Origin of the sequence: [Erwinia] mediterraneensis (genome assembly GCF_900604315.1) — a bacterium.
GTDB classification, from domain to species: domain Bacteria; phylum Pseudomonadota; class Gammaproteobacteria; order Enterobacterales; family Enterobacteriaceae; genus Pantoea; species Pantoea mediterraneensis_A.
Genome location: NZ_LR026978.1, coordinates 199,361 through 225,794 on the forward strand (window position 1 = coordinate 199,361; position 26,434 = coordinate 225,794).

Sequence of the window (26,434 nt, forward strand, 5' to 3'; positions counted from 1 at the left end):
CTGAATCCCCTATATATAGTGTTTATCCACAACATTATTCACAATGAATATGCTGTGCATAAATCGGGGTTTCCTTTAATTTACGGATACTCACGCAAGGTAAAAACGCGACATGAACCAAAGTCTGCTCGTTACTAAACGCGATGGCCGCCAGGAGCGCATTAATCTCGATAAAATTCATCGGGTACTGGATTGGGCCGCCGAAGGGCTGAATAACGTCTCTGTCTCTCAGGTGGAGCTGCGTTCGCACATTCAGTTCTATGATGGCATCAAGACCTCAGACATCCATGAGACCATCATTAAGGCCGCAGCAGACCTTATCTCCCGCGACGCCCCGGACTATCAATATCTTGCTGCTCGCCTGGCGATTTTCCACCTGCGTAAGAAAGCCTATGGGCAGTTTGAGCCGCCGAAGCTTTACGATCAGGTGGTGCGCATGGTTGACATGGGCAAATATGATCGCCATCTGCTGGAAGACTACAGTCAGGAAGAGTTCGAGCAGATGGACAGCTTTATCGACCACTGGCGCGACATGAACTTCTCCTATGCAGCGGTGAAGCAGCTGGAAGGTAAGTATCTGGTACAAAACCGCGTCACCGGCGATATCTATGAGAGCGCGCAGTTCCTCTATATTCTGGTGGCGGCCTGCCTGTTCTCCGGCTATCCGCGCGCTACGCGTATGGATTACATCAAGCGTTTCTATGATGCGATCTCAACCTTTAAGATTTCGTTGCCGACGCCGATTATGTCTGGCGTGCGCACCCCGACGCGTCAGTTCAGCTCATGCGTGTTGATCGAGTGCGGCGACAGCCTGGATTCCATTAACGCCACCTCCAGCGCCATTGTGAAATATGTTTCCCAGCGCGCCGGTATCGGCATCAACGCAGGCCGCATTCGCGCCCTGGGCAGTCCGATCCGTGGCGGCGAAGCTTTCCATACCGGCTGTATCCCGTTCTATAAGCACTTCCAGACCGCGGTGAAATCCTGCTCGCAGGGCGGTGTGCGTGGCGGAGCCGCCACCCTGTTTTACCCGATGTGGCATCTGGAAGTGGAAAGTCTGCTGGTGTTGAAAAACAACCGTGGCGTGGAAGGCAACCGCGTGCGTCATATGGACTACGGCGTGCAGCTGAACAAGCTGATGTATCAACGCCTGCTGAAAGGGGAAGATATTACCCTGTTCAGTCCGTCTGACGTCCCGGGCCTGTATGATGCCTTCTTTGCCGATCAGGAAGAGTTTGAGCGTCTGTACACCCAATATGAGCAGGATGAGAGCATCCGCAAGCAGCGTGTGAAGGCCGTCGATCTTTTCTCACTGATGATGCAGGAGCGCGCCTCAACCGGTCGTATCTATATCCAGAACGTCGACCACTGCAATACGCACAGTCCGTTTGATGCCAGCATCGCGCCGGTACGTCAGTCCAACCTCTGTCTGGAGATTGCGCTGCCGACCAAACCGCTGAACGATGTGAATGACGAGAGCGGCGAGATTGCGCTCTGTACGCTTTCTGCTTTCAACCTGGGCGCTATCGACAGCCTCGACGATCTGGAAGAGCTGGCGACCCTGGCGGTACGTGCGCTGGACGCCCTGCTCGACTATCAGGATTACCCGATTCCGGCCGCGAAACGCGGTGCCATGGGGCGCCGTACCCTGGGTATTGGCGTGATTAACTTCGCCTATTACCTGGCGAAAAATGGCGTACGTTACTCTGATGGCAGCGCCAACAGCCTGACCCATAAGACTTTCGAAGCGATTCAGTATTATCTGCTGAAGGCGTCGAATGAACTGGCGAAAGAGCAAGGTGCCTGCCCGTGGTTTAATGAAACCACTTACGCCCAGGGCATTCTGCCGATCGATACCTATAAAAAGGATCTCGATACTATCTGTAACGAACCGCTGCATCTCGACTGGGAAGGCCTGCGTGAGCAGATTAAAACGCACGGCCTGCGTAACTCAACGCTTTCTGCCCTGATGCCGTCGGAGACCTCTTCGCAGATCTCTAACGCCACCAACGGTATTGAGCCGCCGCGCGGTCATATCAGCATTAAAGCTTCAAAAGATGGCATCCTGCGTCAGGTGGTGCCGGAGTATGAACGTCTGAAAGATCAGTATGAGCTGCTGTGGGACATGCCTTCCAACGACGGCTATCTGCAGCTGGTGGGTCTGATGCAGAAGTTTATCGACCAGGCGATTTCGTCTAACACCAACTACGATCCGTCACGCTTTGCCAACGGTAAAGTGCCGATGAAGCAGCTGCTGAAAGATTTGCTGACCGCTTATAAGTTCGGCGTGAAAACCCTCTATTACCAGAACACCCGTGATGGTGCAGAGGATGCGCAGGACGACCTGGCCCCGTCCATTCAGGATGATGGCTGCGAGAGCGGTGCCTGCAAAATTTAACGACGTTTCACAACGGGGCGAAGCCGCTTCGCCCTTGTGCTAACCCGTAAGGGCCGAATTTATTCGGCCCCTTTACTTCTGGACGCTTTGTTATGGCTTATACCACTTTCTCACAAAACAAAAACGATCAGCTTAAAGAGCCGATGTTCTTTGGCCAGTCCGTCAACGTGGCGCGCTTCGATCAGCAAAAATACGATATTTTTGAAAAGCTGATTGAAAAGCAGCTCTCTTTCTTCTGGCGCCCGGAAGAGGTGGATGTGTCTCGCGACCGTATCGACTATCAGGCGCTGCCGGAACATGAAAAGCATATTTTTATCAGCAACCTGAAATATCAGACGCTGCTGGATTCCATTCAGGGCCGTAGCCCGAACGTGGCGCTGCTGCCGTTGATTTCGATTCCGGAGCTGGAGACCTGGGTTGAGACCTGGGCGTTTTCCGAGACCATCCACTCGCGCTCTTATACCCATATCATTCGTAACATTGTGAACGATCCGTCGCTGGTGTTTGACGATATCGTGACCAATGAGCAGATTCTGAAGCGTGCGCAGGATATCTCCGCCTATTACGATGACCTGATTGAGATGACCAACTACTGGCATCTGCTGGGCGAAGGCACCCATCAGGTCAATGGCAAAGAAGTGACCGTCAGCGTACGCGCGCTGAAGAAGCAGCTCTATCTCTGCCTGATGAGCGTGAACGCGCTGGAAGCGATTCGTTTCTACGTCAGCTTCGCCTGCTCTTTCGCCTTTGCCGAGCGCGAGCTGATGGAAGGCAACGCGAAAATTATCCGTCTGATCGCCCGTGACGAAGCGCTGCACCTGACCGGCACTCAGCATATGCTAAACCTGATGCGTAGCGGTGAAGACGATCCGGAGATGAAAGAGATTGCGGAAGAGTGTCGTGAAGAGTGTTTTGAGCTGTTCAGGAAAGCCGCTATTCAGGAAAAAGAGTGGGCAGAATATCTGTTCCGCGATGGCTCAATGATCGGTCTGAACAAGGATATTCTCTGCCAGTATATCGAGTACATTACCAATATTCGTATGCAGGCCGTGGGCCTCGATCTGCCGTTCCAGACGCGTTCCAACCCGATCCCGTGGATCAACGCCTGGCTGGTGTCGGACAACGTTCAGGTGGCACCGCAGGAAGTGGAAGTGAGCTCCTATCTGGTGGGTCAGATCGACTCTGAAGTGGGCGAAGACGATTTCAACGGCTTCCAGCTCTGATGATGGCACGCCCGTTCGTTATCCTCCGCACCTCCGGCGACCGGCTGGAGTGGGCGGAGGAGCACCCTAACTTGCTGTCGGTTCTGGAAGCGCATAACTTTTGCGTCGAGTTCCAGTGCCGCGAAGGCTACTGCGGCTCCTGCCGTATGCGCCTGGTAAAAGGGGAAGTCAGCTACGCAGAAATGCCCCTTGCCTTTGTGCAACAGGGTGAGATTTTACCCTGCTGCTGTACGGCGCAGGGGGATATTGAGATTGATTTGTAACATCCTGCACGTTGTTACCCAAAAACCGCCGCTTTCGTCGAAGATAACGGGCAGCTCCGTAAAGATGGCGTGAATACATCCCTGTAGCCTCAGCCGCCGCATCCCTGCGGCGGATGCTGTACTCCACTGCCCGTCATCTTCTCCTTATGCCAACTCCGCTGCGGTCTTTCTGACAGCTATGGCGCTGCCATTCAGGCGGGAAGGTTCGCCCGAAAAGCAAAGCATCCGAGCCATGGATGGCGAGGCTGAGGTCATACGGACGTGTTCACGCCGTCTTTGCGATCGGGCGAACCTTTTCCGCCCAGGCACCGAACATTCCGCCATGCCCCTAACTTTTACATCCTGACCGTTTCCATCACCTCGATCCAGCCGTGGCCGGTCGTTACCTCTCTGCCCTGCAGCCAGCGCTGCAGCATATTCATCGCCATCATCGCCACGACTTCCTGACGGGTTTGCAGGTTATGACGGGAGTGACTGAATTTTACCCGCTGTGCCCAGGTCGCCTCTGGCGTATGCAGCGCCAGCGCAATTTCTCCGTCGGCGTTCAGCGAACCGACACTGATCCCCAGCGCAGCCCCCTGCTCCATCGCAAACGTATGGGTACGGCTGGCCTGGGTGATGAGATCTTCCTCTGTTGCAGGTGCCACTTCGCCGCGCGCCAGCGGCACCGCTACCGATGCCAGCTGCCACTGCAGCAGCCCCGCAGTGAACTGTTCACTGATCGCCAGTCGCAGGGCACGCGCTTGCATGGTCTGCGCCAGCAGCGCGGGCAACCCTTCCGTCCCCTCGAAAATCGTGCACTCCGCCAGCTGCAAACGCACCTGCTGCCATGCCTGCTCCATTGCAACCCGCTGACTGGCGGGACCAGTGAGCTTGATCTCAATAATCGGCATGGAGGAACGGTAACCCATCACCACTCCTTCCGGCAGCGCAACAGACTCCAGTTCGGCGGCAAGATCGCTTTCGCCGCGGCCAAAGGTGGTCAGACGCAGACACAGCGGCGGCTCCGGCAAATTAAAATGCGCTTTCAGGCGCGGAATAATCTGCTGATCAACCATCACCTTAAATTCAGAAGGCACGCCCGGCGTAAAGAATATCCAGCAGCGATTCAGGCGCAGCGCGAATCCACAGGCGGTGCCTACCGGATTATCGATCAGCTCGGCGTTGGCCGGGATCTCCGCCTGCTTACGGTTGCTGGCCGCCATAGCGCGTCCGCGCCCGGCAAACCAGGCTTCCATGGTCGCCAGCCACTCTTCATGCAGCACCAGATCCACACCGCAGGCCTGCGCTGCCGCCTGAGCACTGAGATCGTCACTGGTCGGCCCCAGCCCGCCGTTGACGATCAGCACATCCGCCACTTCACTGCGCGTTTGCAACGCTTCTATCAGCGACGCCAGCTTATCCCCGACGGTAGAACGGCTGGTCATGGGCAGTCCGTGCTGAAACAGCCTGTCGGCGAGCCAGGCCGCATTGGTATCTACAATCTGCCCGTGCAAAACCTCATCGCCCGTTGAGAGCATCTCTACTCTGATCACTGTTGATTCTCCATTAGCTGTTCGCCTTACTGTAGGAAGCAGATGCAGGAAACACAACGATCAGCGTAAAAAGCGTAGCGGAAAAGGGAGAGGGATAACATTTATGCGAAACAGCTTCACAGAGGGGCGCAGATAAAAGAAAAAACAACGGCGGGCAGACCTCCCACCGTTAGTATACGCCTGACAGCACAACAGCGACTGCCAGTAATCAAATCACCCTTAACGCCGGGCCATCAGCAAACCCAGAATCAGACCTGCCGTGGCGCCAATACCAATCCCCTGCCAGGGTTTTTCATGGACATAATCATCCGCCCGATAAACGGCATTTTTGGCCCGATAGTAATAGCTATCTGAGGCCTGGCTGACGCGCGACTTCACATCATGCAACGCCTGCTCGGCTTTCTTTTTCAGTTCAATATACTTTTGATCGGCAGGATCGCCCGATGATTTTAATACCTCTTCCAGCGTATCGGTCAGCAGGGTGATATCGTCATCCAGACGCGGTTCATTTTCCTGGGGTTCGTTTGGTGTCGTCATTTGCTTCCTCCGTAGGCCTGACAAGCGTGTCCATTAACTATAGTCAGAAATCGGATATCTGCGCCTGCTGGTTGCCAGGAATGTCCTGATTTTCAGACAGGTTAGCACCGCTGACGCGCGCTCTGCCCTGAAACAGGCCAGAGCAGAAGAGGAAAAGAGGAATTTTCCTTCGCTTCTTTGATTAATCTGTTAAATTTCCAGACAACGGAATCTTTCCCCGGTGCGGCTGTCGTATCCCCCTGTAACCTGTGCGGAAGCACGACAGACACGATAAACTCGAACAGCTAAGGAACAAATTTCTGGCATGAATCGAAGAATGTTTATGAAAGCGTCAATGGCTTTCTCCGCGGTAAGCGGAATGGCTGGCTTATCCGCGCTGTTTGCGCAGTCCGCCTGGGCAGAAGATGGCATTGCCGACGGCACCGCAGTGCGCTTCGACTTTGAAGTGCTGAAAAATCAGGCCGCCACGCTGGCCAGACAGCCCTGGGGCGGTGCGCCGGGCGAACTGCCGCCGACCCTTGCCACCATGACACCGCAGGCCTATAACGCGATTCAGTATGATGCCGGGCACTCCTTATGGAACAACGTGGCCGATCGTGAACTCGATGTGCAGTTCTTCCACGTTGGCATGGGCTTCAAACGTCGTATCCGCATGTTCTCTGTCGATGCCGCCAGCCGTGAGGCGCGTGAAATCCATTTTCGCCCCGAGCTGTTCAACTACAGCAACACCGATGTAGATACCCGCCAGCTGGAAGGAAAAACCGATCTCGGCTTTGCCGGTTTTCGCGCTTTTAAAAAGCCGGAACTGTCACGCCGTGACATCGTCTCGTTTCTCGGCGCCAGCTACTTCCGCGCTGTAGATGAAACTTATCAGTATGGCCTCTCGGCCCGCGGCGTCGCGGTCAACACCTTCAGCAACGGCCACGAGGAATTTCCGGACTTCACCGCCTTCTGGTTTGAAACCCCGCAAGCGACCGATACCACCTTTACCGTCTATGCGCTGCTGGATGGTCCGAGCGTAACTGGCGCCTATAAATTTATTATTCATTGTGAACCGAAACGCGTGGTCATGGAGGTCGAAAACCACCTCTACGCGCGCAAAGATATTCGTCAGCTGGGCATCTCCCCTATGACCAGCATGTTCAGCTGCGGCACCAACGAACGCCGCATGTGCAACACCTATCATCCGCAGATTCATGACTCCGATCGTCTGGCGATGTGGACCGGTGAAGGCGAATGGATTGCACGTCCGTTGAATAACCCGCAGCGTCTCCAGTTTAACGCCTATCAGGATGAAAACCCGCGCGGCTTCGGCCTGCTGCAGCTAAATCACAACTTCGCTGATTATCAGGATGTCATCGGCTGGTATGACAAACGACCCAGCCTGTGGGTGGAGCCGGTAGGAAAATGGGGTAAAGGCGCGATTAACCTGATGGAGATCCCCACCACCGGGGAAACCCTCGATAACGTGGTCTGCTTCTGGCAGCCCGCCGAGCCGGTGAAAGCGGGCAGCGAACTGCATTTCCAGTACAAACTCTACTGGAGTGGTCTGCCGCCGGTACGGAGCGAGCTGGCGCGCGTGGATGCCACACGCACCGGTATTGGCGGCTTCCCGGAAGGCTGGGCACCGGGTGAACATTTCCCGGAAACCTGGTGCCGTCGCTTCGCGGTCGATTTTATCGGCGGCGATCTGCAGGCTGCCGCCCCGAAAGGCATTGAGCCGGTGATTAGCGTCTCGGCCGGCAGCATCAAACAGGTTGAGATCCTCTATGTCGAACCGCTGAAAGGCTACCGCATTCTGTTCGACTGGTATCCGGACAGCGATTCTACCCGCCCGGTGGATATGCGCCTGTTCCTGCGCACGCAGCAGGAAACGCTCAGTGAAACCTGGCTCTATCAGTATTTCCCGCCGCCACCGGAGCAACGTAAACACGTCGACGACCGGCAGATGTCGTCGCTCTGAACAAACGGGCGAAGCATACCAGGCTTCGCCCGTTTTTTATGAACAGCTACTTTTCATCGCCATCATCGCGCAACGGCACAATCAGGATGTCGATATGCAGGGTATTGATCAACTGCCGCGCTGAAGACATCAGCTTGCTCCAGAGATCCTGATGATGACCACACACCACTAAATCAACATCATATTTTTTGACCGCATCCTCTAACACTTCAGCCAGATCGCCCCGCCCGTTGAGGATTTCACTGACGGGATAGTCGGCTGCCGCTGAAAAAGTCTGTAAGGCCAGATAACTTTCCCGCGAAACATGCTTTTGCGTATAGCCGAGGTTAGCGTCAATCAGGCCGGTATAGAGCTCGGTATAACTCACATCTACATGAATCAGAGAGAGATTAGCCTTGTAAGGTTGCGCCAGAGAAACGGCTTTTTTCACCAGTAACTGGCTCTCGGGAGAAAGGTCTACTGCAACCAGAATATGTTTATAAGCCATGGTATAACCCCCGTTGACGAGTGCGGGACTGTAGTGGGTCTCCCTGACCCTCACCACTCAGCTTATACCTGATGTGAACAAACAATAAGCTCTCAGCCCGCGTTATTCCATTCCGGCAATACGTAACATATCAATGTGGGGAATATTATCTTCCAGATAGATCTCACCCTGCGCCTGAAAGCCCAGTTTCTGATAGAAGGCTTGCAGATGTGCCTGGGCCGAGAGGTAGACATCCTGCTGTGGCCAGTTTTGCGCACAGCTCATCAGCGCCTGCTCCATCAGTCGGTAACCGAGATTCAGGCCACGCGCCTGTGAGGAGACCACCACGCGACCAATAGCCACCGGGGCCGTGCCCTGCTCAGGCGCTAAAATACGCGCACAGGCGACAAGCTCGCCCTCGCGCCAGCCAAGAATATGCCGGTTCTCACCCTGTAAATCCTGGCCGTCGAGATCCTGATAAGGGCAATTTTGTTCCACGATAAACACCCTGTTCCGCAACGCCAGCAGCGTATACAGCGTCTGCACATCCATTTCAGACTGGGGTAAGTCTTGCCAGCAAATCTGCATTGTTCGCTCCTCTTCTCCTGTCACCTGTTAATCATCCTGCATAACCGCGCCTTTATCTGGCAGAAAGATAAAAAAAATCAGGCCCGCAGGCCTGATTTTTTCTGTCAGCGCAGAGAGATTACATCATCGGCTGCGCCATACGCACCAGCTCGATAAGCGGCTGCGGGTAAACCCCTAACAGCAGCACCAGGATGGCGGAAATTAACACCACCACCCCACCGGCGGTGAAGGCCCAGTTTGCCGGGGTATCACGGGTGTGCAATTCTGGCGGACTCAGGTAGAGACTCACAGTAACGCGCAGATAGTAGTAAAGACCGATGGCGCTACCAATCACCACGGCAGCGGTCAGCCACCAGAGTTCGGCATTCACGCCCGAGGCAATCACGTAGAACTTACCAATAAAGCCCAGCGTCATCGGGATACCGGCCAGCGACAGCATCATCACCGTCATCACCGCCGAGAAAATCGGACGATGCCAGAACAGACCGCGATAAGAGTAAAGCGAGTCGGCATCCGGCCCACGGTAAGGGCTGGACATCAGGCTGACCACGCCGAAGGCACCCAGGCTGCTGAACAGATAACCGGCCAGATACACACCGGCGGTTTCCAGCGAGAGCTGATGGGTTTTCACCGCAATCAGCGCCACCAGCAGATAACCCAGGTGCGCGATAGACGAATAACCCAGCAGACGCTTGATGCTGCTCTGAGAAATCGCCATCAGGTTACCGAACAGGATGGAGACAAAGGCGATAGCTGCCAGCACGGTACGCACCGCTTCACTGTCCGTTACCGGCGCATACATAAACAGACGCATCACCACCGCAAAGATAGCAATTTTGCTGGCGGTCGCCAGGAAGGTGGAAACCGGCGCGGGCGCACCCTGATAAACGTCTGGCGTCCAGAGGTGGAATGGCACCAGCGACAGCTTAAAGCCGAGACCGATAATCATCATGCCCAGGCCCACCAGCAGCAGCGGCTGTTGGATCATGCTGTCATTGAGGCTTTTGCCCAGTTCAACAAAGCTCAGGTTGCCAGAGTCTGCATATACCAGCGCGATACCAAACAGCAGGAACGACGAGGCGGCGGCAGAAAGAATGGTGTACTTGAGCGCGGCTTCCAGTGAACGCTTCTGACGAAAGGCGTAGCCAATCAGACCAAACAGCGGCAGAGAAAGCAGTTCAACACCGATAAACAGCGAGGCCAGATGGTTAGCGCTGGCCAGCACGATGCCCCCCAGCGCAGCGATCAGCACCAGCAGATAGAACTCATCGGTATTATCCGGGAAGTCGGTCAGCCACGGATAAGCAAAGGTGCAGGTGGCGAGGCTCGCCAGCATTACCAGCCCGATATAGAACATCGAGTAAGCATCGACGCGCAGCAGCGGCGTGACATCCATCGCGCCAACCTGACCCACAAACCAGAGCGACAGCAGCGCCAGGTTAAGGCCAATCACCGTTAGCGTGGCGTTGACAAAGTGGTTGCGTCGCCACGCAATGGAGAGCATTACAACCACCACCGTCAATCCGACGATCAACAGGGGCAGCAACGCAATCAATTGTTGAGGAGTTATTGTCATGGCGAATTACGGCCTTGTAGTTGAAATTGAAGCGGTAAACCACTGCTGAATGTTACTCATTGCAGCATGTGAGGTGTCCAGGATCGGCTGCGGGTAGATGCCCAGCAACACCAGCAGAACCACCAGCACCATGATGATCAGGAATTCACGTGCCGACATGCCCGGCAGCGGATCCTGCGATGTCGGCGCGCCGTAGTAAGCACGCTGCATCATAATCAGTGAGTAAACCGACGCGAACACCAGACCGAAGGTAGCGATCACGATAATAACCGGCACCACCTGGAAGCTGCCCGTCAGGATCATAAACTCACCGGCGAAGTTACCGGTGCCCGGCATCCCGAGATTCGCTACCGCAAAGAAGAGTGACAGACCCGGAATCCACTTGATGCGCGACCAGAGACCGCCCATCTGACGCATATCACGTGTATGCAAACGCTCATACAGCTGGCCGCACAGGATAAACAGCGCAGCGGCAGAGAGACCGTGAGCAATCATCTGTACCACCGCGCCCTGGAACGCCAGCTGGCTGCCAGTGTAGATGGCAATCAGCACAAAGCCCATGTGCGAGATGGAGGTGTACGCGATCAGACGTTTGATATCAGTCTGCGCAAATGCCATCCAGGCGCCGTAGAAGATACCGATGACGCCCAGCCACATCGCGACAGGCGCGAACTCGGCAGAAGCATTGGGGAACAACGGCAGGCTGAAGCGCAGCAAGCCATACGCCGCAGTTTTCAGCAGAATCCCGGCGAGGTCAACAGAACCTGCGGTCGGTGCCTGACTGTGCGCATCCGGCAGCCAGCCATGCAGCGGTACCACCGGCATTTTCACCGCAAAGGCGATGAAGAAGCCGAGCATCAGCAGATACTCAACGGTACGCGACATCGGCGTTTTCAGCAGCTCTTCATAGTTGAAGGTCCAGACGCCGGTGGCATTGTAGTGCACAAACACCAGGCCGAGAATCGCAATCAGCATCACCAGGCCCGATGCCTGCGTATAAATAAAGAACTTGGTGGCCGCGGTAATACGGGTTTTACCGTCAGAGGCTTTATGACCCCAGAGCGCGATGAGAAAGTACATCGGCACCAGCATCATTTCCCAGAAGAAGAAGAACAGGAACATATCGATGGCAAGGAACACGCCGATCACGCCACCGAGGATCCACATCAGGTTGAGGTGGAAAAAACCCTGATACTTATCGATTTCATTCCAGGAACAGAGTACCGCCATCAGGCCCAGCAGACCGGTCAGTACCACCATCAGCAGTGACAAACCGTCCAGCGCCAGATGGAACCAGATACCGAAACGCGGGATCCATGGCAGTGAGAAAGTGGATTGCCACTGCGGCAGCCCTTCAGACTGCGTCAGCGAATAGCCTCCCTGCAACCAGAGTTGCAACGAAAGCGCCAGCGTTAACCCCATCGTGATCAGGGCGATCCAGCGCGGCATTTTTGCGCCAAAGCGCTCAGCCAGCCAGCAGAGCAAGCCACCGACGAAGGGGATGATGATTAGCCAAGGTAGTAACACGGCGTTTTGTTCCCTTTTTTCTGCCTGAATTCGGGCGAATTATCTGGCTTACCCGTAACGCCCCGTCAGTGTTCACAATCCTCACATACTGCTGTACGTTTCGACTGCTCTGCTCTGACGGGCACGACACGGATTATGCTGATACTGCCCGTGATTCACGCAATTTTTGACATTCTAAAACTGGGATAGCGACAACTGACTACCCCGCTCATCAACCTTAAACCACCAGCAACAGTGCCAGCACCACGACAGCACCTACGCCCATTGAGGCGACGTACCAGCGCAGATAGCCGTTTTCACTCACCACCAGACCCTTATTGGCGATACGTGAAATCAGCGCAGGCAGGTTCATCATTGCATTCAACGGATCGCGCTGCAGCAGCCAGGCGATACCGCGATAAGGTTTGACGAACACCTTGTCGTAGAGCCAGTCGAAGCCCCAGGCAGCGAACCACCAGGTGCCGAGGAAACGTCCCGGCGCACTGTTGGCGATGCTGCTCACCAGCTGGCGTTTGCCCAGCCAGAGCGCTGCAGCAATCAGAATGCCGATAATCGCCACAAGACCTGAAGTGATTTCCAGCGCCATCTTGCCGTCTTCACCAAAATGGTTTTCCGGCAGCACGCCCGCCAGCGGCGGCGTAATCAGGGCACCGATAAAGGTCGACAGCACCAGCAGCACAATCAGCGGCAGATGATGGGTAATGCCTTTACCCGCATGGGCATGGATCTGCTCCTTGCCATGGAACACGATAAAGATCATGCGGAAGGTATAGATGGATGTCAGGAACGCGCCTGCCAGACCCGCTACCATCAGATTGATGTGGCCGTTAGCCAGCGCACCAAACAGGATTTCGTCCTTACTGTAGAAGCCCGCCGTCACCAGCGGTAATGCTGCCAGCGCCGCGCCGCCTACCAGGAAGCAGACGTAAACCAGTGGGATGCTTTTGCGTAGTCCACCCATTTTAAAGATGTTCTGCTCATGGTGGCAGGCCAGAATCACCGAGCCCGACGAGAGGAACAGCAGGGCTTTAAAGAACGCATGCGTCATCAGATGGAAGATCGCCGCATCCCACGCCTGCACGCCCAACGCCAGGAACATGTAGCCGATCTGACTCATGGTCGAGTAGGCCAGTACACGTTTGATATCGGTCTGTACCAGCGCCGCGAAACCGGCCAGTACCAGGGTTACCGCACCCACAATGCCCACCAGATGCAGCACATCCGGGGTCAGCAGGAAGAGACCATGCGTACGGGCAATCAGGTACACGCCCGCGGTCACCATGGTCGCCGCGTGGATCAGCGCAGATACCGGGGTCGGACCGGCCATCGCATCCGCCAGCCAGGTTTGCAGCGGCAGCTGTGCCGATTTACCTACCGCACCACCCAACAGCATCAGCGTCGCCCACTGCAACATATGGTTGTCAGCAGCAAAGTGTGCCGGCGCCAGCTCCATCATTTCGCGGAAGTTCAGCGTGCCCAGCTCGTTGTAGAGAATGAACAGCGCGAACGCCAGGAAGACGTCACCGACACGGGTAATGATAAAGGCCTTCATCGCTGCCTTGCCGTTATCCGGATTGGTGTAGTAGAAACCGATCAACAGATAAGAGCAGAGACCTACCCCTTCCCAGCCGAGATACATCAGCATCAGGTTATCGGCCAGCACAAGAATAACCATGCTGGCGATAAACAGGTTGGTGTAAGCAAAGAAGCGTGAATAGCCCTCTTCGCCACGCATATACCAGGAGGCGAACATGTGGATGAAAAAGCCCACGCCGGTCACCACGGAAAGCATGGTCAGCGACAGGCCATCCAGCGTCAGGTTCACCTTGATATCAAAGTCACCTACCTGCATCCAGGTCCAGAGCGCCTGGTTAAAGACCGGCTGGTCCTGATTAAAGAAATCGATGCCGACCCAAATCGTGACCAGTGCCGCCAGCCCTACCGAGCCAACGCCTACCGTAGCCGACAGGTTCTCCGACCAGCGACCCCGGGAAAACGCCAACAGCACATAGCCGATCAGCGGAAATAAAATAGTTAACCAGATAAGATTCATCCGCGCATCTCGCTCACTGTGTCAATATTCAGCGTCTGACGACGACGATGGAGCTGGAGCAGCAGCGCCAGACCGATACTCGCTTCTGCCGCCGCCAGGCTGATCGCCAGGATATACATCACCTGCCCGTCCGCCTGGCCCCAGTAACTGCCCGCCACCACCAGCGCCAGCGCTGCCGCATTGATCATGATCTCCAGACCAATCAGCATAAACAGCAGGTTACGGCGCAGCACCAGCGAGGTGAGTCCAAGAACAAACAGCACGGCGGCCAGAATCAAGCCATGTTGTAAAGGGATCATGGGAGCTCCTTCTTATTCGCTTGTGCCGCATCAGAGACGCGGTTGCTCAGCACTTCGCCACGACGCTCTTCACGCCCGATATGGAACGCGACCACCAGGCCTGCCAGCAGCAGCATGGATGCCAGCTCAACAGCCAGCACATAAGGGCCAAACAGGCTGATACCCACCGCTTTCGCATCGATTACCGTGCCGTCAATGCCCTGATCGGTCGCGGTCATGATCGCGTAGATCAGCACAACCAGCAGCAGCAGAGAGACGATGCCCGGACCAATCCAGAGAGAAGGCTGCAGCCACTGCCGCTCCTGCTCTTCGGCGGATTTCCCCAGGTTAAGCATCATCACCACGAACACGAACAGCACCATAATGGCGCCGGCGTAAACGATGATCTCCAGGGCCCCGGCAAAATAGGCGCCGAGCGCGAAGAACACCCCGGCAATCGACAGCAGCGAGACAATCAGGTACAGCAACGCGTGTACCGGGTTGCTGTGGGTAATGACACGCAAAGTTGTCAGTACCGCAACCACGCCGCAAAGATAAAACGCAAATTCCATGCCTGGCTCCTTAAGGTAACAAGCCTTTGACGTCGATGGGCTTGGCTTCGTTTTCTGCGTCGCCTTTGTCTTTCCCTTCGATCGCCAATCCTGCCATGCGGTAGAAGTTATATTCCGGATATTTACCCGGACCGGAGATCAACAGATCTTCTTTCTCGTACACCAGATCCTGACGTTTAAACTCACCCAGCTCAAAATCGGGCGTCAGCTGAATAGCGGTAGTCGGACAGGCTTCTTCGCACATGCCGCAGAAGATGCAGCGTGAGAAGTTGATACGGAAAAACTCCGGATACCAGCGGCCATCTTTGGTTTCCGCTTTTTGCAGCGAGATACAGCTTACCGGGCAGGCAACCGCACACAGGTTACAGGCCACACAGCGCTCCTGACCGTCCGGATCGCGCGTCAGCACAATACGGCCGCGCCAGCGCGGTGGCAGATAAACCGGCTCTTCCGGATACATTTGCGTTTCGCGTTTGGCGAAGGCGTGCATGCCTATCATCCAGATACTGCGAACGGTGGTACCGAAACCAACGACAATCTCTTTTAATGTCATCTCGTTAAACCCCTTACTGCGCGTTGTACAGAATCACTGCGGCAGTTGCCAGCAGGTTCAACAGCGTCAACGGCAGACAAACTTTCCAGCCGAACGACATCACCTGGTCATAGCGCGGACGCGGCAGCGCAGCACGAATCAGGATGAACATCATCATAAAGAACGCCGTTTTCAGGGCGAACCAGATGAAAGGCGGCAACCACGGCCCATGCCAGCCACCAAAAAACAGGGTGACAATCAGCGCAGACACCGTGGTGATCGCCACATATTCGCCGACAAAGAACAGACCAAACTTCATCCCGGCATATTCGATGTGATAACCATCTGCCAGCTCCTGCTCCGCTTCCGGCTGATCGAAGGGGTGACGGTGACACACCGCAACGCCGGCAATACAGAAGGTGAGGAAGCCGAAAAACTGAGGAATGATGTTCCACAACTCCGTCTGGCTGTTAACGATATCGTTCATATTGAACGAGCCCGCTTGCGCCACCACACCCATCAGCGACAGGCCGAGGAACACTTCATAACTCAGCGTCTGGGCCGAAGCACGCATCGCCCCCAGCAGCGAATATTTGTTATTACTCGACCAGCCAGCGAACAGCACCGCATACACCGCCAGACCCGCCATCATCAGGAAAAACAGCAGACCGATATTCAGGTCAGTGACCATCCAGGTGGGCGAAACCGGCACGATGGCAAACGCCAACAGCAGGGAAACAAAGGCGATAACCGGCGCCAGGGTAAAAATCGCACGGTCGGTGAAAGGAGGCACCCAGTCCTCTTTAAAGAACATTTTGATCATGTCCGCCACTAACTGCAGCGAACCGCCCCAGCCGACACGGTTTGGCCCGTAGCGGTTCTGGAACAGGCCGAGCAGACGACGCTCGGCGAAACTCATGAAGGCACCACAGGCCACCACCACTAACAGGATGACGATGGCCTTCAGGATACCCAGCAAAATGTCGATAACGTCCGATGTCAGCCAGCTCATTGCGCCGTCTCCTGCAGTTTTTCAATGTGGGCACCTGACAAATAAGGCGGCACACCCGGCATACCGAGCGGCAGACCCACCTGCCCTGCCTGCAGCGCGCTGGAGAAGCGCACTGGCAGACGCAGCGTTTCACCTGAACAGATAAACTCTACGGCCGCGCCGTTATTCACGCCGAGGCGCGCCGCATCGTCCGGGTTGATCACCAGCGCGGCCTGCGGCATACGCTGCTGAAAGACCGGTGAACGTTGTGACATCTCTTCACTGCCGAACAGCTGATAGTAAGGCGCAACACGCCAGCCTTCGCTGCGGGTAAAGCGCGCAGGAACGCGGTCAAACCAGGCGAGCTGACTATTGCCGGCCTCAAACAGACGCACACCCGGATCGCCATGACGCAACTTACCGCCAACTTCATCCTGGAACTTGTTCCACGCCTGAGGTGAGTTCCAGCCTGGCGCCCAGGCAAACGGAATCTGTGAGCGGACTTCCGTCGGCTGGTTATAACCTTCCATAGAGAAGGTGAACATGGTGTCCTGATCCACCGGCTGACGCGGTTCGTGCACGTTAATATTGGCGCGTGCGGCGGTACGGCCACTGGAACGATGCGGTGAACGCGCCAGTTTCTGACCTTTAATCCGGAAGCTGGCATCCGGCGCCGCCTCTTTGATGCCATACAGCTGAGGCAGCGCAGTGACTACCGCATCGATCACGTGATCGAGCTGCGTCCAGTCTGTGCGACGGCTTTCAACCGTGGTATGCAAAGAGTGCAACCAGCGCCAGCTCTCCAGCATCACAATATTGTTGTCGTAGTAGGCCGGGTCATAAACCTGGAAGTAACGCTGTGCGCGCCCTTCATGGTTAACAGAGGTGCCGTCGCTTTCCGCAAAGCTGGCGGTCGAAAGGATCAGCCCCGCTTTTTCCAGCGTCGCGGTACGTTGATGATCGAGCACAATCACGCTGGCGGTATTGGCCAGCGCCGCATCGACCTGCGCTTTCGGCGCATAACGATAGAGATCGTTCTCCAGCACCACCAGCGCATCGGCATCGCCACGCTGCAGCTGCGCAAGCGCATCGTCCAGCGTGTTACCCCCGATCAGCCCCAGCCCGACGCTGTTGGCGTGGGAAGCGAGCAGCGTAATGCCGACATCCGCGCCGCGCACTTTTAAGGCTCTGGCAACGTTAGCTGCCGCTTCAATCATCGCCTCGCTGCCCGAGTGGGTGCCGGAGATAATCAGCGGTTTTTTCGCGCCCGCGAGGGCCTGCACCACCACGTCCAGTTTGCTTTCCAGCGTACGATCCAGATCCGTAACGGCCGGTGCGCTCTCATCCAGCGCATGCGCGATGGCAAAGCCGAGACGCGCCTGATCTTCTACCGGCGCACGGTAGCTCCAGGCGGCGATATCATCCAGACGGGTTTCATCGACGTTGGTAACAAACAGCGGATGTTTCGCATGCTGACCGATATTCAGGATCGCCGCGATCTGCCAGTCAGCCACTTTTTGCGCAGCGGCCATTTCACGCGCCTTGCCTTTCACCGCCTGACGCACCGAGAGCGCCACGCGAGCGCCGACCTGCGTCAGGTCTTCACCCAACACCAGCACGGCATCATAGCTTTCCATTTCACGCAGAGAAGGGGTATAGATGCCGCCTTCACGCAGCACTTTCAGCATCAGCTCAAGACGTGCCTGCTCGCCTGCCGGCATGCCGGTAGAGAAATTCTCCGCCCCAACCAGCTCGCGCAGCGCAAAGTTGCTTTCCACGCTGGCGCGCGGTGAACCGATACCGATCACTTTTTTCGCCTGGCGCAGCACATCTGCCGCCACGCTGATCGCCTGATCCGCATTCAGCGTTACCCAGTCGTCGCCACGGCGCTGCATCGGCTGACGCGGACGATCTTTGCGATTGACGTAACCGTAACCGAAGCGGCCACGGTCGCAGAGGAAATAGTGGTTAACCGTACCGTTGTAACGATTTTCAATACGGCGCAGTTCGCCATAGCGCTCGCCCGGGCTGGTATTACAGCCGACACTGCACTGCTGGCAGATGCTGGGGGCAAACTGCATATCCCATTTACGGTTATAGCGTTCGGAGTGGGTTTTGTCGGTAAAGACACCGGTCGGACAAATCTCCACCAGGTTACCGGAGAATTCGCTTTCCAGCGTACCCTCTTCCGGACGCCCAAAGTAGACGTTGTCATGCGCGCCATAGACGCCCAGATCGGTGCCGTCGGCATAATCTTTGTAGTAACGCACGCAACGGTAACAGGCGATACAGCGGTTCATTTCATGAGAGATGAACGGACCCAGATCCTGATTGCGGTGCGTACGCTTGGTGAAACGGTAGCGACGGAAGCTGTGGCCAGTCATCACTGTCATATCCTGCAAATGACAGTTGCCACCCTCTTCACAAACCGGGCAGTCGTGTGGGTGGTTAGTCATCAGCCACTCCACCACGCTCTCACGAAACTCTTTCGCTTCGCCATCATCAATGGAGATGAAGGTACCGTCAGAGGCGGGCGTCATGCAGGACATGACGAGACGTCCGCGGGTATCTTCGGCATTCTGATATTGCTTTACCGCGCACTGGCGGCAGGCCCCTACGCTTCCCAGCGCCGGATGCCAGCAAAAATAAGGAATATCAAGGCCGAGGGAGAGACACGCCTGTAGCAGGTTGTCCGCCCCGTCTACTTCATATTCTTTACCGTCTACATGGATTGTAGCCATAGTGAACATGCTTCCGTAAGGCTCGTAACTAACGAGCGTTAAACATAATTCGGTTGCCCTTCAGCTTTCAGGCTGCAGCGGTGTTGGCCGCCCTGCCGCAATCCGAAATCTTTAGGGCAAGAGCCCTTCATCATTCAGGAGACAGCGCTCCTGGCTGTCTTCTCTGCCTGAAGATGGACAGGCGGCGCGTAGCTGTTTCCGTTTTGGCTGTTTTACCAGCGCGCCTTCAGCAGGTTGGGCTGAATACCGCCAATTGCATGGGTATTGCCAAACACCTGCGGCGCAATGCCAGCTTCAAATTCTTCACGGAAATACTTAATCGCGCTTTGCAACGGCTCAACCGCACCGGGCGCGTGGGCACAAAAGGTTTTACCCGGGCCCAGCTGGCGGCAGAGCTGCTGCAGCGTCTCGATATCGCCCGGCTGGCCTTTGCCTTGCTCCAGCGCACGTAAAATTTTCACGCTCCACGGCAGCCCGTCACGGCAAGGCGTACACCAGCCGCAGGACTCACGGGCAAAAAACTCTTCCAGGTTACGCACCAGCGACACCATATTGATCTCATGGTCAACGGCCATCGCCAGCGCCGTACCAAGACGGCTGCCCGCTTTACCGATGCTGGCAAACTCCATCGGCAGATCAAGGTGCTGTTCGGTCAGGAAATCGGTGCCTGCCCCGCCTGGCTGCCAGGCTTTGAAGCGTAAGCCGTCGCGCATGCCACCGGCATAATCTTCCAGAATTTCACGGGCGGTAATGCCGAAAGGCAGCTCCCAGACGCCGGGATTCTTCACGCGACCAGAAAAGCCCATCATTTTGGTGCCGGCATCGTCGCTTTTTGACAATCCTTTGTACCACTCCACCCCGTTTGCCAGGATAGCCGGTACGTTCGATAAGGTTTCTACGTTATTTACGCAGGTCGGTTTGCCCCAGACACCCGCTGATGCCGGGAATGGCGGCTTGGAACGCGGATTAGCGCGCCGTCCTTCCAGCGAGTTAATCAGCGCCGTCTCTTCACCGCAGATATAGCGGCCTGCGCCGGTATGCACAAACAGTTCAAAGTCGAAGCCGGTGCCGAGAATGTTTTTGCCGAGGAAGCCCGCTTCTGTGGCTTCAGCAATGGCGCGACGCAGATGCACCGCAGCCTCAACATATTCACCACGCAGGAAGATATAGCCGCGGTAGGCTTTCAGAGCAAAAGCGCTGATCAGCATGCCTTCCACCAGCTGATGTGGCATCTGCTCCATCAGCAGGCGGTCTTTATAGGTGCCTGGCTCCATTTCATCTGCGTTACACAGCAGGTAACGGATATTCATCGACTCATCTTTCGGCATCAGGCTCCACTTCAATCCGGTGGAGAAACCTGCGCCGCCGCGCCCTTTCAGACCAGAGTCTTTTACCAGCGCCACGATCTCGTCAGGCGCCATGCCTTTCAGCGCTTTCTCTGCGCCGGCATAGCCGTTTTTACTGCGATACTCATCAAACCAGACCGGTTGTTTGTCGTCGCGCAGACGCCAGGTCAGCGGATGAGTTTCCGCAGTACGAATGATCTCTTTGATTGTCATTGATACTGCTCCAGTAAGCTGGGAATCGATTCTGGCGTCAGATGCACATGGGTATCTTCATCCACCATCATGGTTGGCCCTTTATCACAGTTACCCAGGCAGCAGGTCGGCAGCAGGGTAAAACGTCCGTCCGCCGTGGTTTGCCCTGGCTTGATGTTCAGACTCTGCTCCAGCGCCGCCTGAATACCCTGATAACCGGTGATATGACATACCACGCTGTCGCAGTAACGAATTACATGACGGCCCACGGGCTGACGGAAAATCTGACTGTAAAAAGTCGCCACCCCTTCCACATCACTGGCGGGAATCGCTAACACGTCGGCAATAGCCTGAATGGCACCATCAGGCACCCAGCCACGCTGTTTCTGCACGATCTTTAACGCCTCGATCGAGGCTGCGCGCGCATCTTCATAGTGATGTTTTTCGTGCTCAATAGCGTTACGCTCTTCCGCGCTCAGCACGAAGACCTCGTTGGGGTCGATCGTTTGAATAGCAATTTTTTGATCGTGCATAATTAGCGGTCCACGTCTGACATAACAAAATCGATACTACCCAGGTAAACGATCAGGTCGGATACCAGGCTGCCGCGAATGACCGAGGGGATCTGCTGCAGATGCGGGAAACTCGGCGTACGGATACGGGTGCGGTAGCTCATGGTGCTGCCGTCACTGGTGAGGTAGTAGCTGTTGATCCCTTTCGTCGCTTCGATCATCTGCAACGATTCGTTGGCCGGCATTACCGGTCCCCAGGAGACCTGCAGGAAGTGCGTGATCAGCGTTTCGATGTGCTGCAGCGTACGCTCTTTCGGCGGCGGCGTGGTCAGTGGGTGATCCGCTTTAAACGGCCCTTCCGGCATATTTTTGTAGCACTGCTCCAGAATGCGCAGCGACTGCCACATCTCTTCCATTTTCAGCTGCACGCGGCTGTAGGCATCGCTGATGCCGTTGCCCACCGGGATCTCGAAATCGAAGTTTTCATAGCCTGAATAGGGACGCCATTTACGCACGTCGAAGTCGATGCCGGTCGCACGCAGGCCCGCACCGGTCGAGCCCCAGGCCAGCGCCTCTTCCAGATTGTAGGCAGCAACCCCTTGCGAACGTCCCTTCAGCACGCTGTTACGCAGCGCCACTGTGTCATACTCTTTCAGGCGCTTCGGCATCCAGTCGAGGAACTCACGCAGCAGTCGTTCCCAGCCTTTCGGCAGATCGTGCGCCACGCCGCCAATGCGGAACCATGCCGGGTGCATACGAAAACCGGTAATCGCTTCCACCAGATCGTAAATCTTCTGACGATCGGTAAAGGCAAAGAACACCGGCGACATCGCGCCCACGTCCTGAATAAAGGTGGAGATATAGAGCAGGTGGCTGTTAATGCGGAACAGCTCGGAGAGCATTACGCGAATGATATTAACGCGATCCGGCACCACAATGCCCGCCAGCTTTTCTACCGCCAGCACATACGGCATTTCGTTAACGCAGCCGCCGAGGTATTCCACGCGGTCAGTGTAAGGAATGTAGCTGTGCCATGACTGGCGCTCGCCCATCTTTTCTGCGCCGCGATGGTGGTAACCGATGTCTGGCACGCAGTCGACAATCTCTTCACCGTCCAGCTGCAGAATAATACGGAAAGCACCGTGCGCCGACGGGTGGTTCGGGCCGAGGTTAAGGAACATAAAGTCCTCGTTCTCGGTACCGCGCTTCATGCCCCAATCTTCCGGCTTAAAGGTCAGCGCTTCCATTTCCAGATCTTCTTTCTGCTGCGTCAGCGTATAGGGATCGAATTCGGTAGCGCGGGCCGGGTAATCTTTACGCAGCGGATGCCCTTCCCAGGTAGGCGGCATCATGATGCGTGTCAGATGGGGATGTCCGTCAAAGGTGATGCCAAACATCTCCCAGGTTTCACGCTCATACCAGTTGGCGTTCGGCCAGATTTTGGTGAAAGTCGGCAGGTGCAGATCGTTTTCCGACAGCGCAACCTTCAGCATGATGTCGCGGTTACGCTCAATCGACAGCAGATGATAGAACACGGAAAAATCCGCGGCGGGTAAACCGTCGCGGTGCGTACGCAGACGCTCATCCATACCGTGCAGGTCATAGAGCATCACATAGGGTTTCGGCAGCTTACGCAGAAAGCTACCCACTTCCAGTAATTGTTCACGCTTTACCCATACAACCGGCATGCCGGTACGGGTTGCCTGAACGGTAAAGGCATCCGGCCCAAAACGGTTACGCAGCTCGCCAATCACCGGGTCATCCAGGTGATCCCGGGTTTGCCATGCTGGCTGAGCGAGATCTTGCGTGGTTAAATCTGTCATACGTTATTCACCATTCCGGCCTGAAATCAGGCGCTCACTAGAAGGCGTCAGGATGGGGCCGCGCATTAAATTGTGATGTTGTGCTGCGGGTCTGAATCCATCCATAAACGGTTACTTAAATTTCGTCCGGCGTGCGCAGGTTAGTCACGGCGATGCGCTCTCCGCGTTTCCTTTCGCGCTCTGACTGCATATTGGCGCGATAGACGCCCTGATCGCCAACCACCCAGGAGAGCGGGCGACGCTCTTTGCCAATCGATTCCTGTAACAGCAGCAACGCCTGCATATAGGCTTCCGGACGTGGCGGGCAACCCGGAATATAGACGTCAACCGGCAGGAATTTATCCACGCCCTGCACCACGGAGTAGATGTCGTACATACCGCCGGAGTTGGCGCAGGCGCCCATGGAGATTACCCATTTCGGTTCCAGCATCTGGTCATACAAACGCTGAATAACCGGCGCCATTTTGGTAAAGGGCGTACCGGCAATCACCATAAAGTCAGCCTGGCGGGGAGAAGCACGTAATACCTCGGCACCGAAACGGGCCACATCGTGTACCGCAGTAAACGAGGTAGTCATCTCCACATAACAACAGGAAAGGCCGAAGTTATACGGCCAGAGAGAATTTTTGCGTCCCCAGTTCACCATGTCATGCAGGGCATTCTCGAGTTTGCCCATATAGACGCTGCGATGAACATGCTGCTCAAGGGGATCGCTGACAATCTCCTGCTTTTGCAGGGGATAACGGTCGTTCTCACCACCGTTCGGGTCTATGCGGGTGAGCGTATAGTCCATCTTAATGCCTCGCTGTTACTGCTTATGAGGATTGATGTGACTGACCGTGTCGGTTTTGACTACTACACGACGACGCGCAGGAGCCCAATCCAGCGCACCAATACGCGCCAGATAAACCAAACCAGCCAGCAGCACCAAAATGAAAATTGCGGCTTCGACAAAGCCGACCCAGCCGCTTTCGCGGATGGAGGTCGACCATGCGTATAAAAAGAGGGCTTCGACGTCGAAAATTACGAAGAACATCGCAACCAGATAAAATTTCGCTGAGAGGCGCATATGCGTCGAGCCGACAGGATCAATCCCCGACTCAAAAGGCGTATTTTTATGCCTTGCGCGTGCTCTTCCGCCCAAAAGCCAGCCACCGGCCAACATAAAGGCGCAAAGACCAAACGAGATAACAATAAAAACAACAAACGCCCAGTGATGAGCGATAACTTCGGTGGTTGTTGACATACTCTTTGCTTACTCATCAAAAGTGGCGATGGCATCCTGCTCGTGTCACTGGCAGCAAACGCACCACAACGTTTCAAGGGAAGGAGAAAAACCTTATAAACAATACTGTCTTTAGCCATTAAACAGCAATTTTATGGGGTTTTTTACTCCTTTCAATAACCTTTTGTCAACTTTGACAAAAGTATCCAAACATTATTTTACAACAGTATCATTTTATTAACATCCAGCGTAGCGAGTTTCAGCTAAATCGCTTCAGTCAAACCGGATAAGTTAAGTGTATCGGCAATTCAGCCAGCGCAATCGCTCGCTTAACAACCATATTTTGGCAGGTATTAATCCGATTTCCTTCCCCCTGCCAGGGTTATTTTTTTGATCCAGAACACACTTTTGCCCTTTTTGCCAAAAAAAACAGCATTAACAGCCGCAGGCAAGTATAAAAAACAGACAATAACGATGCAGCCAGGCGCTTCCCTGTACTTCTGGCGACGGAAGAAAGGGGTATTATGATGACAAGAGGTTGAAAACGGGAAATAAGAGGAATTTCAGGCAGAATGAATCTGAAAAAAAGCCTCTTACCTGCATTCACAGGTAAAAGGCTTATTTTATACAATTTAATGCAGCTGATCTCAGTACAGATGAGAATGAGAACCGCTTAAAAGTGATTACTCTTCGTCATCCAGTAACAGGGGGCTGTCCGGGTTCGCACTCAGATTATAAGGGTCATTCGAAGACTGCATGGCGTTGAAAATCGCCAGCGCCAGCTCGTTATCACTGTCCGGATTACGACACAGCAGATACTGAGTATCGGGCAGCACCGGTAAGCCTTCTGCGGCACCCATCACGCGCAGCTCCGGGCTCATCATCTCGACCGGGCGCGCCGTAACGCCAAGACCGGCTTTAACTGCCGCACGCACCGCCGCCAGGGTGGATGCCACATAGGAGATGCGCCACGGGATACCCGCCTCGTTCAGATGGTCAATGGCCATATCGCGGTACGGGCTGGGCTCATCCAGCAGTACCAATGGGATCGCTTCTCCACGCTGGAAAATGTAATCCGCTGCGCAGTACCACAAGGTGGGCGATGTGCGCAGCACCTGACAGGTAAAGTTGCCGGGACTGGAGGTGGTGACCACCAGGTCGACTTCGCCCTGATTCAGCATCTCCATCATAAAGGGGTTACGCTTCACCCGAACATCAATAGCCAGTTTAGGATAAACCGATGTTACCCGGTTCAGCAGGAACGGCAGAATGGTATCAGAGGTATCATCAGAAGCGCCAATGGTGAGCACGCCCTGAATATTGCTGTACATCAGAGAGGTACAGGCTTCGTCATTGAAGCGCAGGATTTTTCTGGCGTAGCCGAGAAGCTGGATCCCGTGCTCCGTTAATAGTTTATTACGTCCATGTCTGGCAAATAGCTCTTTACCCACTAATTGTTCCAGACGTTGCATCTGCTGACTTACTGCCGATTGCGTTCTGCAAACTGCTGCAGCCGCCGCGGCAAATGTATTCAAATCCGCAACAGCAACGAAGGTTCTCAGCAGATCGAGGTCGAGATTCATTATCGGACGATTTGCATTAGTCATGTTTTTTCTTCACTTATAAGATTTTTACAAACTACTACCCTGGTGTTATTACTCTGCTTATCAATGTGATAAGCGGTAATGGTGCCCGAAATCAGCCCTGAGTGAAGCATGATACGGTAAATACTTTGGCGGACGGCGTTGTACGCGCTTGTCTGGCAGCAGACAAAACCGACAGCACTATAAACGGATACAACTTCCGGACAGGAGGCTAAAGCACACTGATGCAGAAAGCTGTGTTGTTGTCTCAGGTCCCGTCAGAAAAAATAGCCGGAACAAAGTGGGCAAACTTCCCCGCAAACGTGTCGATAGCTGGCGCAAGGCCGCCTCGACTAATAAATTATACTTAATCATTTTTAGGTACAAAATGGAAATGGTTTTCTTCTAACCATCGCGATTTTTGACCAAACAGAGTTATTTATCTATCCTGCCACATTGTCGCCTATTTTTTAAGCCCTCCTGGTTCTTAAACTCAGCAGCGATCCTCAG

The 26,434-nt window shown here is 55.1% G+C and carries 20 protein-coding genes and 2 pseudogenes; 4 read left to right on the forward strand and 18 right to left on the reverse strand.

Translation table 11 applies throughout. The features are described from left to right. Positions 1-112: 112 nt before the first annotated feature. The 3 genes from nrdA to yfaE all read left to right on the forward strand — a co-directional run bounded on the left by nrdA (position 113) and on the right by yfaE (position 3,884). Positions 113-2,398, forward strand: coding sequence for a class 1a ribonucleoside-diphosphate reductase subunit alpha (gene nrdA, locus E0E17_RS00815; RefSeq protein WP_130830844.1), 2,286 nt, complete (start codon positions 113-115; stop codon positions 2,396-2,398). 92 nt (positions 2,399-2,490) lie between these two features. Beyond that, positions 2,491-3,621 carry a class Ia ribonucleoside-diphosphate reductase subunit beta gene (gene nrdB / locus E0E17_RS00820; protein ID WP_130830845.1) on the forward strand — a complete coding sequence of 377 codons (1,131 nt, stop codon included), beginning with the start codon at positions 2,491-2,493 and terminating at the stop codon, positions 3,619-3,621. Positions 3,622-3,623: 2 nt separating this feature from the next. Continuing rightward, on the forward strand, positions 3,624-3,884 hold the full coding sequence (gene yfaE / locus E0E17_RS00825; RefSeq protein WP_130835419.1) for a class I ribonucleotide reductase maintenance protein YfaE: 261 nt from the start codon (positions 3,624-3,626) through the stop codon (positions 3,882-3,884). Between the two features lie 335 nt (positions 3,885-4,219). On the opposite strand, the gene E0E17_RS00830 is transcribed toward yfaE, so the two are convergent. Then, positions 4,220-5,419 (reverse strand): nicotinamide mononucleotide deamidase-related protein YfaY, encoded by a 1,200-nt coding sequence (locus tag E0E17_RS00830; RefSeq protein ID WP_130830846.1) that lies wholly within the window; start codon positions 5,417-5,419, stop codon positions 4,220-4,222. A gap of 219 nt (positions 5,420-5,638) precedes the next feature. Then, complete coding sequence (elaB, locus tag E0E17_RS00835) at positions 5,639-5,956, reverse strand: stress response protein ElaB (RefSeq protein WP_130830847.1); 318 nt, start codon at positions 5,954-5,956, stop codon at positions 5,639-5,641. A gap of 304 nt (positions 5,957-6,260) precedes the next feature. Between elaB and E0E17_RS00840 the strand changes: the two genes are divergently transcribed. Further along, positions 6,261-7,919, forward strand: a complete 1,659-nt coding sequence (locus E0E17_RS00840; protein ID WP_130830848.1) for a glucan biosynthesis protein D — start codon at positions 6,261-6,263, stop codon at positions 7,917-7,919. A gap of 46 nt (positions 7,920-7,965) precedes the next feature. Here the strand turns inward: E0E17_RS00840 and uspA are convergent, their stop codons facing one another. The 16 genes and pseudogenes from uspA to lrhA all read right to left on the reverse strand — a co-directional run bounded on the left by uspA (position 7,966) and on the right by lrhA (position 25,948). Further along, positions 7,966-8,406 carry a universal stress protein UspA gene (gene uspA, locus E0E17_RS00845; protein WP_130830849.1) on the reverse strand — a complete coding sequence of 147 codons (441 nt, stop codon included), beginning with the start codon at positions 8,404-8,406 and terminating at the stop codon, positions 7,966-7,968. Between the two features lie 102 nt (positions 8,407-8,508). After that, positions 8,509-8,973 (reverse strand): GNAT family N-acetyltransferase, encoded by a 465-nt coding sequence (locus E0E17_RS00850; protein WP_130830850.1) that lies wholly within the window; start codon positions 8,971-8,973, stop codon positions 8,509-8,511. Between the two features lie 118 nt (positions 8,974-9,091). After that, on the reverse strand, positions 9,092-10,549 hold the full coding sequence (gene nuoN, locus E0E17_RS00855) for an NADH-quinone oxidoreductase subunit NuoN (RefSeq protein WP_130830851.1): 1,458 nt from the start codon (positions 10,547-10,549) through the stop codon (positions 9,092-9,094). Positions 10,550-10,555: 6 nt separating this feature from the next. Continuing rightward, positions 10,556-12,076, reverse strand: coding sequence for an NADH-quinone oxidoreductase subunit M (nuoM, locus tag E0E17_RS00860; RefSeq protein WP_130830852.1), 1,521 nt, complete (start codon positions 12,074-12,076; stop codon positions 10,556-10,558). A gap of 217 nt (positions 12,077-12,293) precedes the next feature. Beyond that, positions 12,294-14,129 carry an NADH-quinone oxidoreductase subunit L gene (gene nuoL / locus E0E17_RS00865; RefSeq protein WP_130830853.1) on the reverse strand — a complete coding sequence of 612 codons (1,836 nt, stop codon included), beginning with the start codon at positions 14,127-14,129 and terminating at the stop codon, positions 12,294-12,296. After that, on the reverse strand, positions 14,126-14,428 hold the full coding sequence (gene nuoK, locus E0E17_RS00870) for an NADH-quinone oxidoreductase subunit NuoK (RefSeq protein ID WP_130830854.1): 303 nt from the start codon (positions 14,426-14,428) through the stop codon (positions 14,126-14,128). The genes nuoL and nuoK overlap by 4 nt, the downstream gene beginning before the upstream one ends. Continuing rightward, complete coding sequence (nuoJ, locus tag E0E17_RS00875; RefSeq protein WP_130830855.1) at positions 14,425-14,979, reverse strand: NADH-quinone oxidoreductase subunit J; 555 nt, start codon at positions 14,977-14,979, stop codon at positions 14,425-14,427. Before nuoJ ends, nuoK begins: the two co-directional genes overlap by 4 nt. A 10-nt stretch (positions 14,980-14,989) precedes the next feature. Next, on the reverse strand, positions 14,990-15,532 hold the full coding sequence (nuoI, locus tag E0E17_RS00880) for an NADH-quinone oxidoreductase subunit NuoI (protein WP_130830856.1): 543 nt from the start codon (positions 15,530-15,532) through the stop codon (positions 14,990-14,992). A 13-nt stretch (positions 15,533-15,545) separates the two neighbouring features. Further along, on the reverse strand, positions 15,546-16,523 hold the full coding sequence (nuoH, locus tag E0E17_RS00885; RefSeq protein WP_130830857.1) for an NADH-quinone oxidoreductase subunit NuoH: 978 nt from the start codon (positions 16,521-16,523) through the stop codon (positions 15,546-15,548). Then, complete coding sequence (gene nuoG, locus E0E17_RS00890) at positions 16,520-19,243, reverse strand: NADH-quinone oxidoreductase subunit NuoG (protein ID WP_130830858.1); 2,724 nt, start codon at positions 19,241-19,243, stop codon at positions 16,520-16,522. The genes nuoH and nuoG overlap by 4 nt, the downstream gene beginning before the upstream one ends. 212 nt (positions 19,244-19,455) lie before the next feature. Beyond that, a complete protein-coding gene (nuoF, locus tag E0E17_RS00895; protein ID WP_207302070.1) occupies positions 19,456-20,796 on the reverse strand; it encodes an NADH-quinone oxidoreductase subunit NuoF in 1,341 nt (446 codons plus the stop codon). A gap of 2 nt (positions 20,797-20,798) precedes the next feature. After that, positions 20,799-21,342, reverse strand: a pseudogene (gene nuoE, locus E0E17_RS00900) (NADH-quinone oxidoreductase subunit NuoE). Further along, a pseudogene (gene nuoC / locus E0E17_RS00905) lies at positions 21,317-23,130 on the reverse strand (NADH-quinone oxidoreductase subunit C/D). Before nuoC ends, nuoE begins: the two co-directional pseudogenes overlap by 26 nt. A gap of 101 nt (positions 23,131-23,231) precedes the next feature. Then, positions 23,232-23,909, reverse strand: coding sequence for a NuoB/complex I 20 kDa subunit family protein (locus E0E17_RS00910; protein WP_130830862.1), 678 nt, complete (start codon positions 23,907-23,909; stop codon positions 23,232-23,234). 15 nt (positions 23,910-23,924) lie between these two features. Then, a complete protein-coding gene (locus tag E0E17_RS00915) occupies positions 23,925-24,362 on the reverse strand; it encodes an NADH-quinone oxidoreductase subunit A (protein ID WP_130830863.1) in 438 nt (145 codons plus the stop codon). Between the two features lie 662 nt (positions 24,363-25,024). Continuing rightward, positions 25,025-25,948 (reverse strand): transcriptional regulator LrhA, encoded by a 924-nt coding sequence (gene lrhA / locus E0E17_RS00920; protein WP_130830864.1) that lies wholly within the window; start codon positions 25,946-25,948, stop codon positions 25,025-25,027. Positions 25,949-26,434 lie beyond the last annotated feature (486 nt).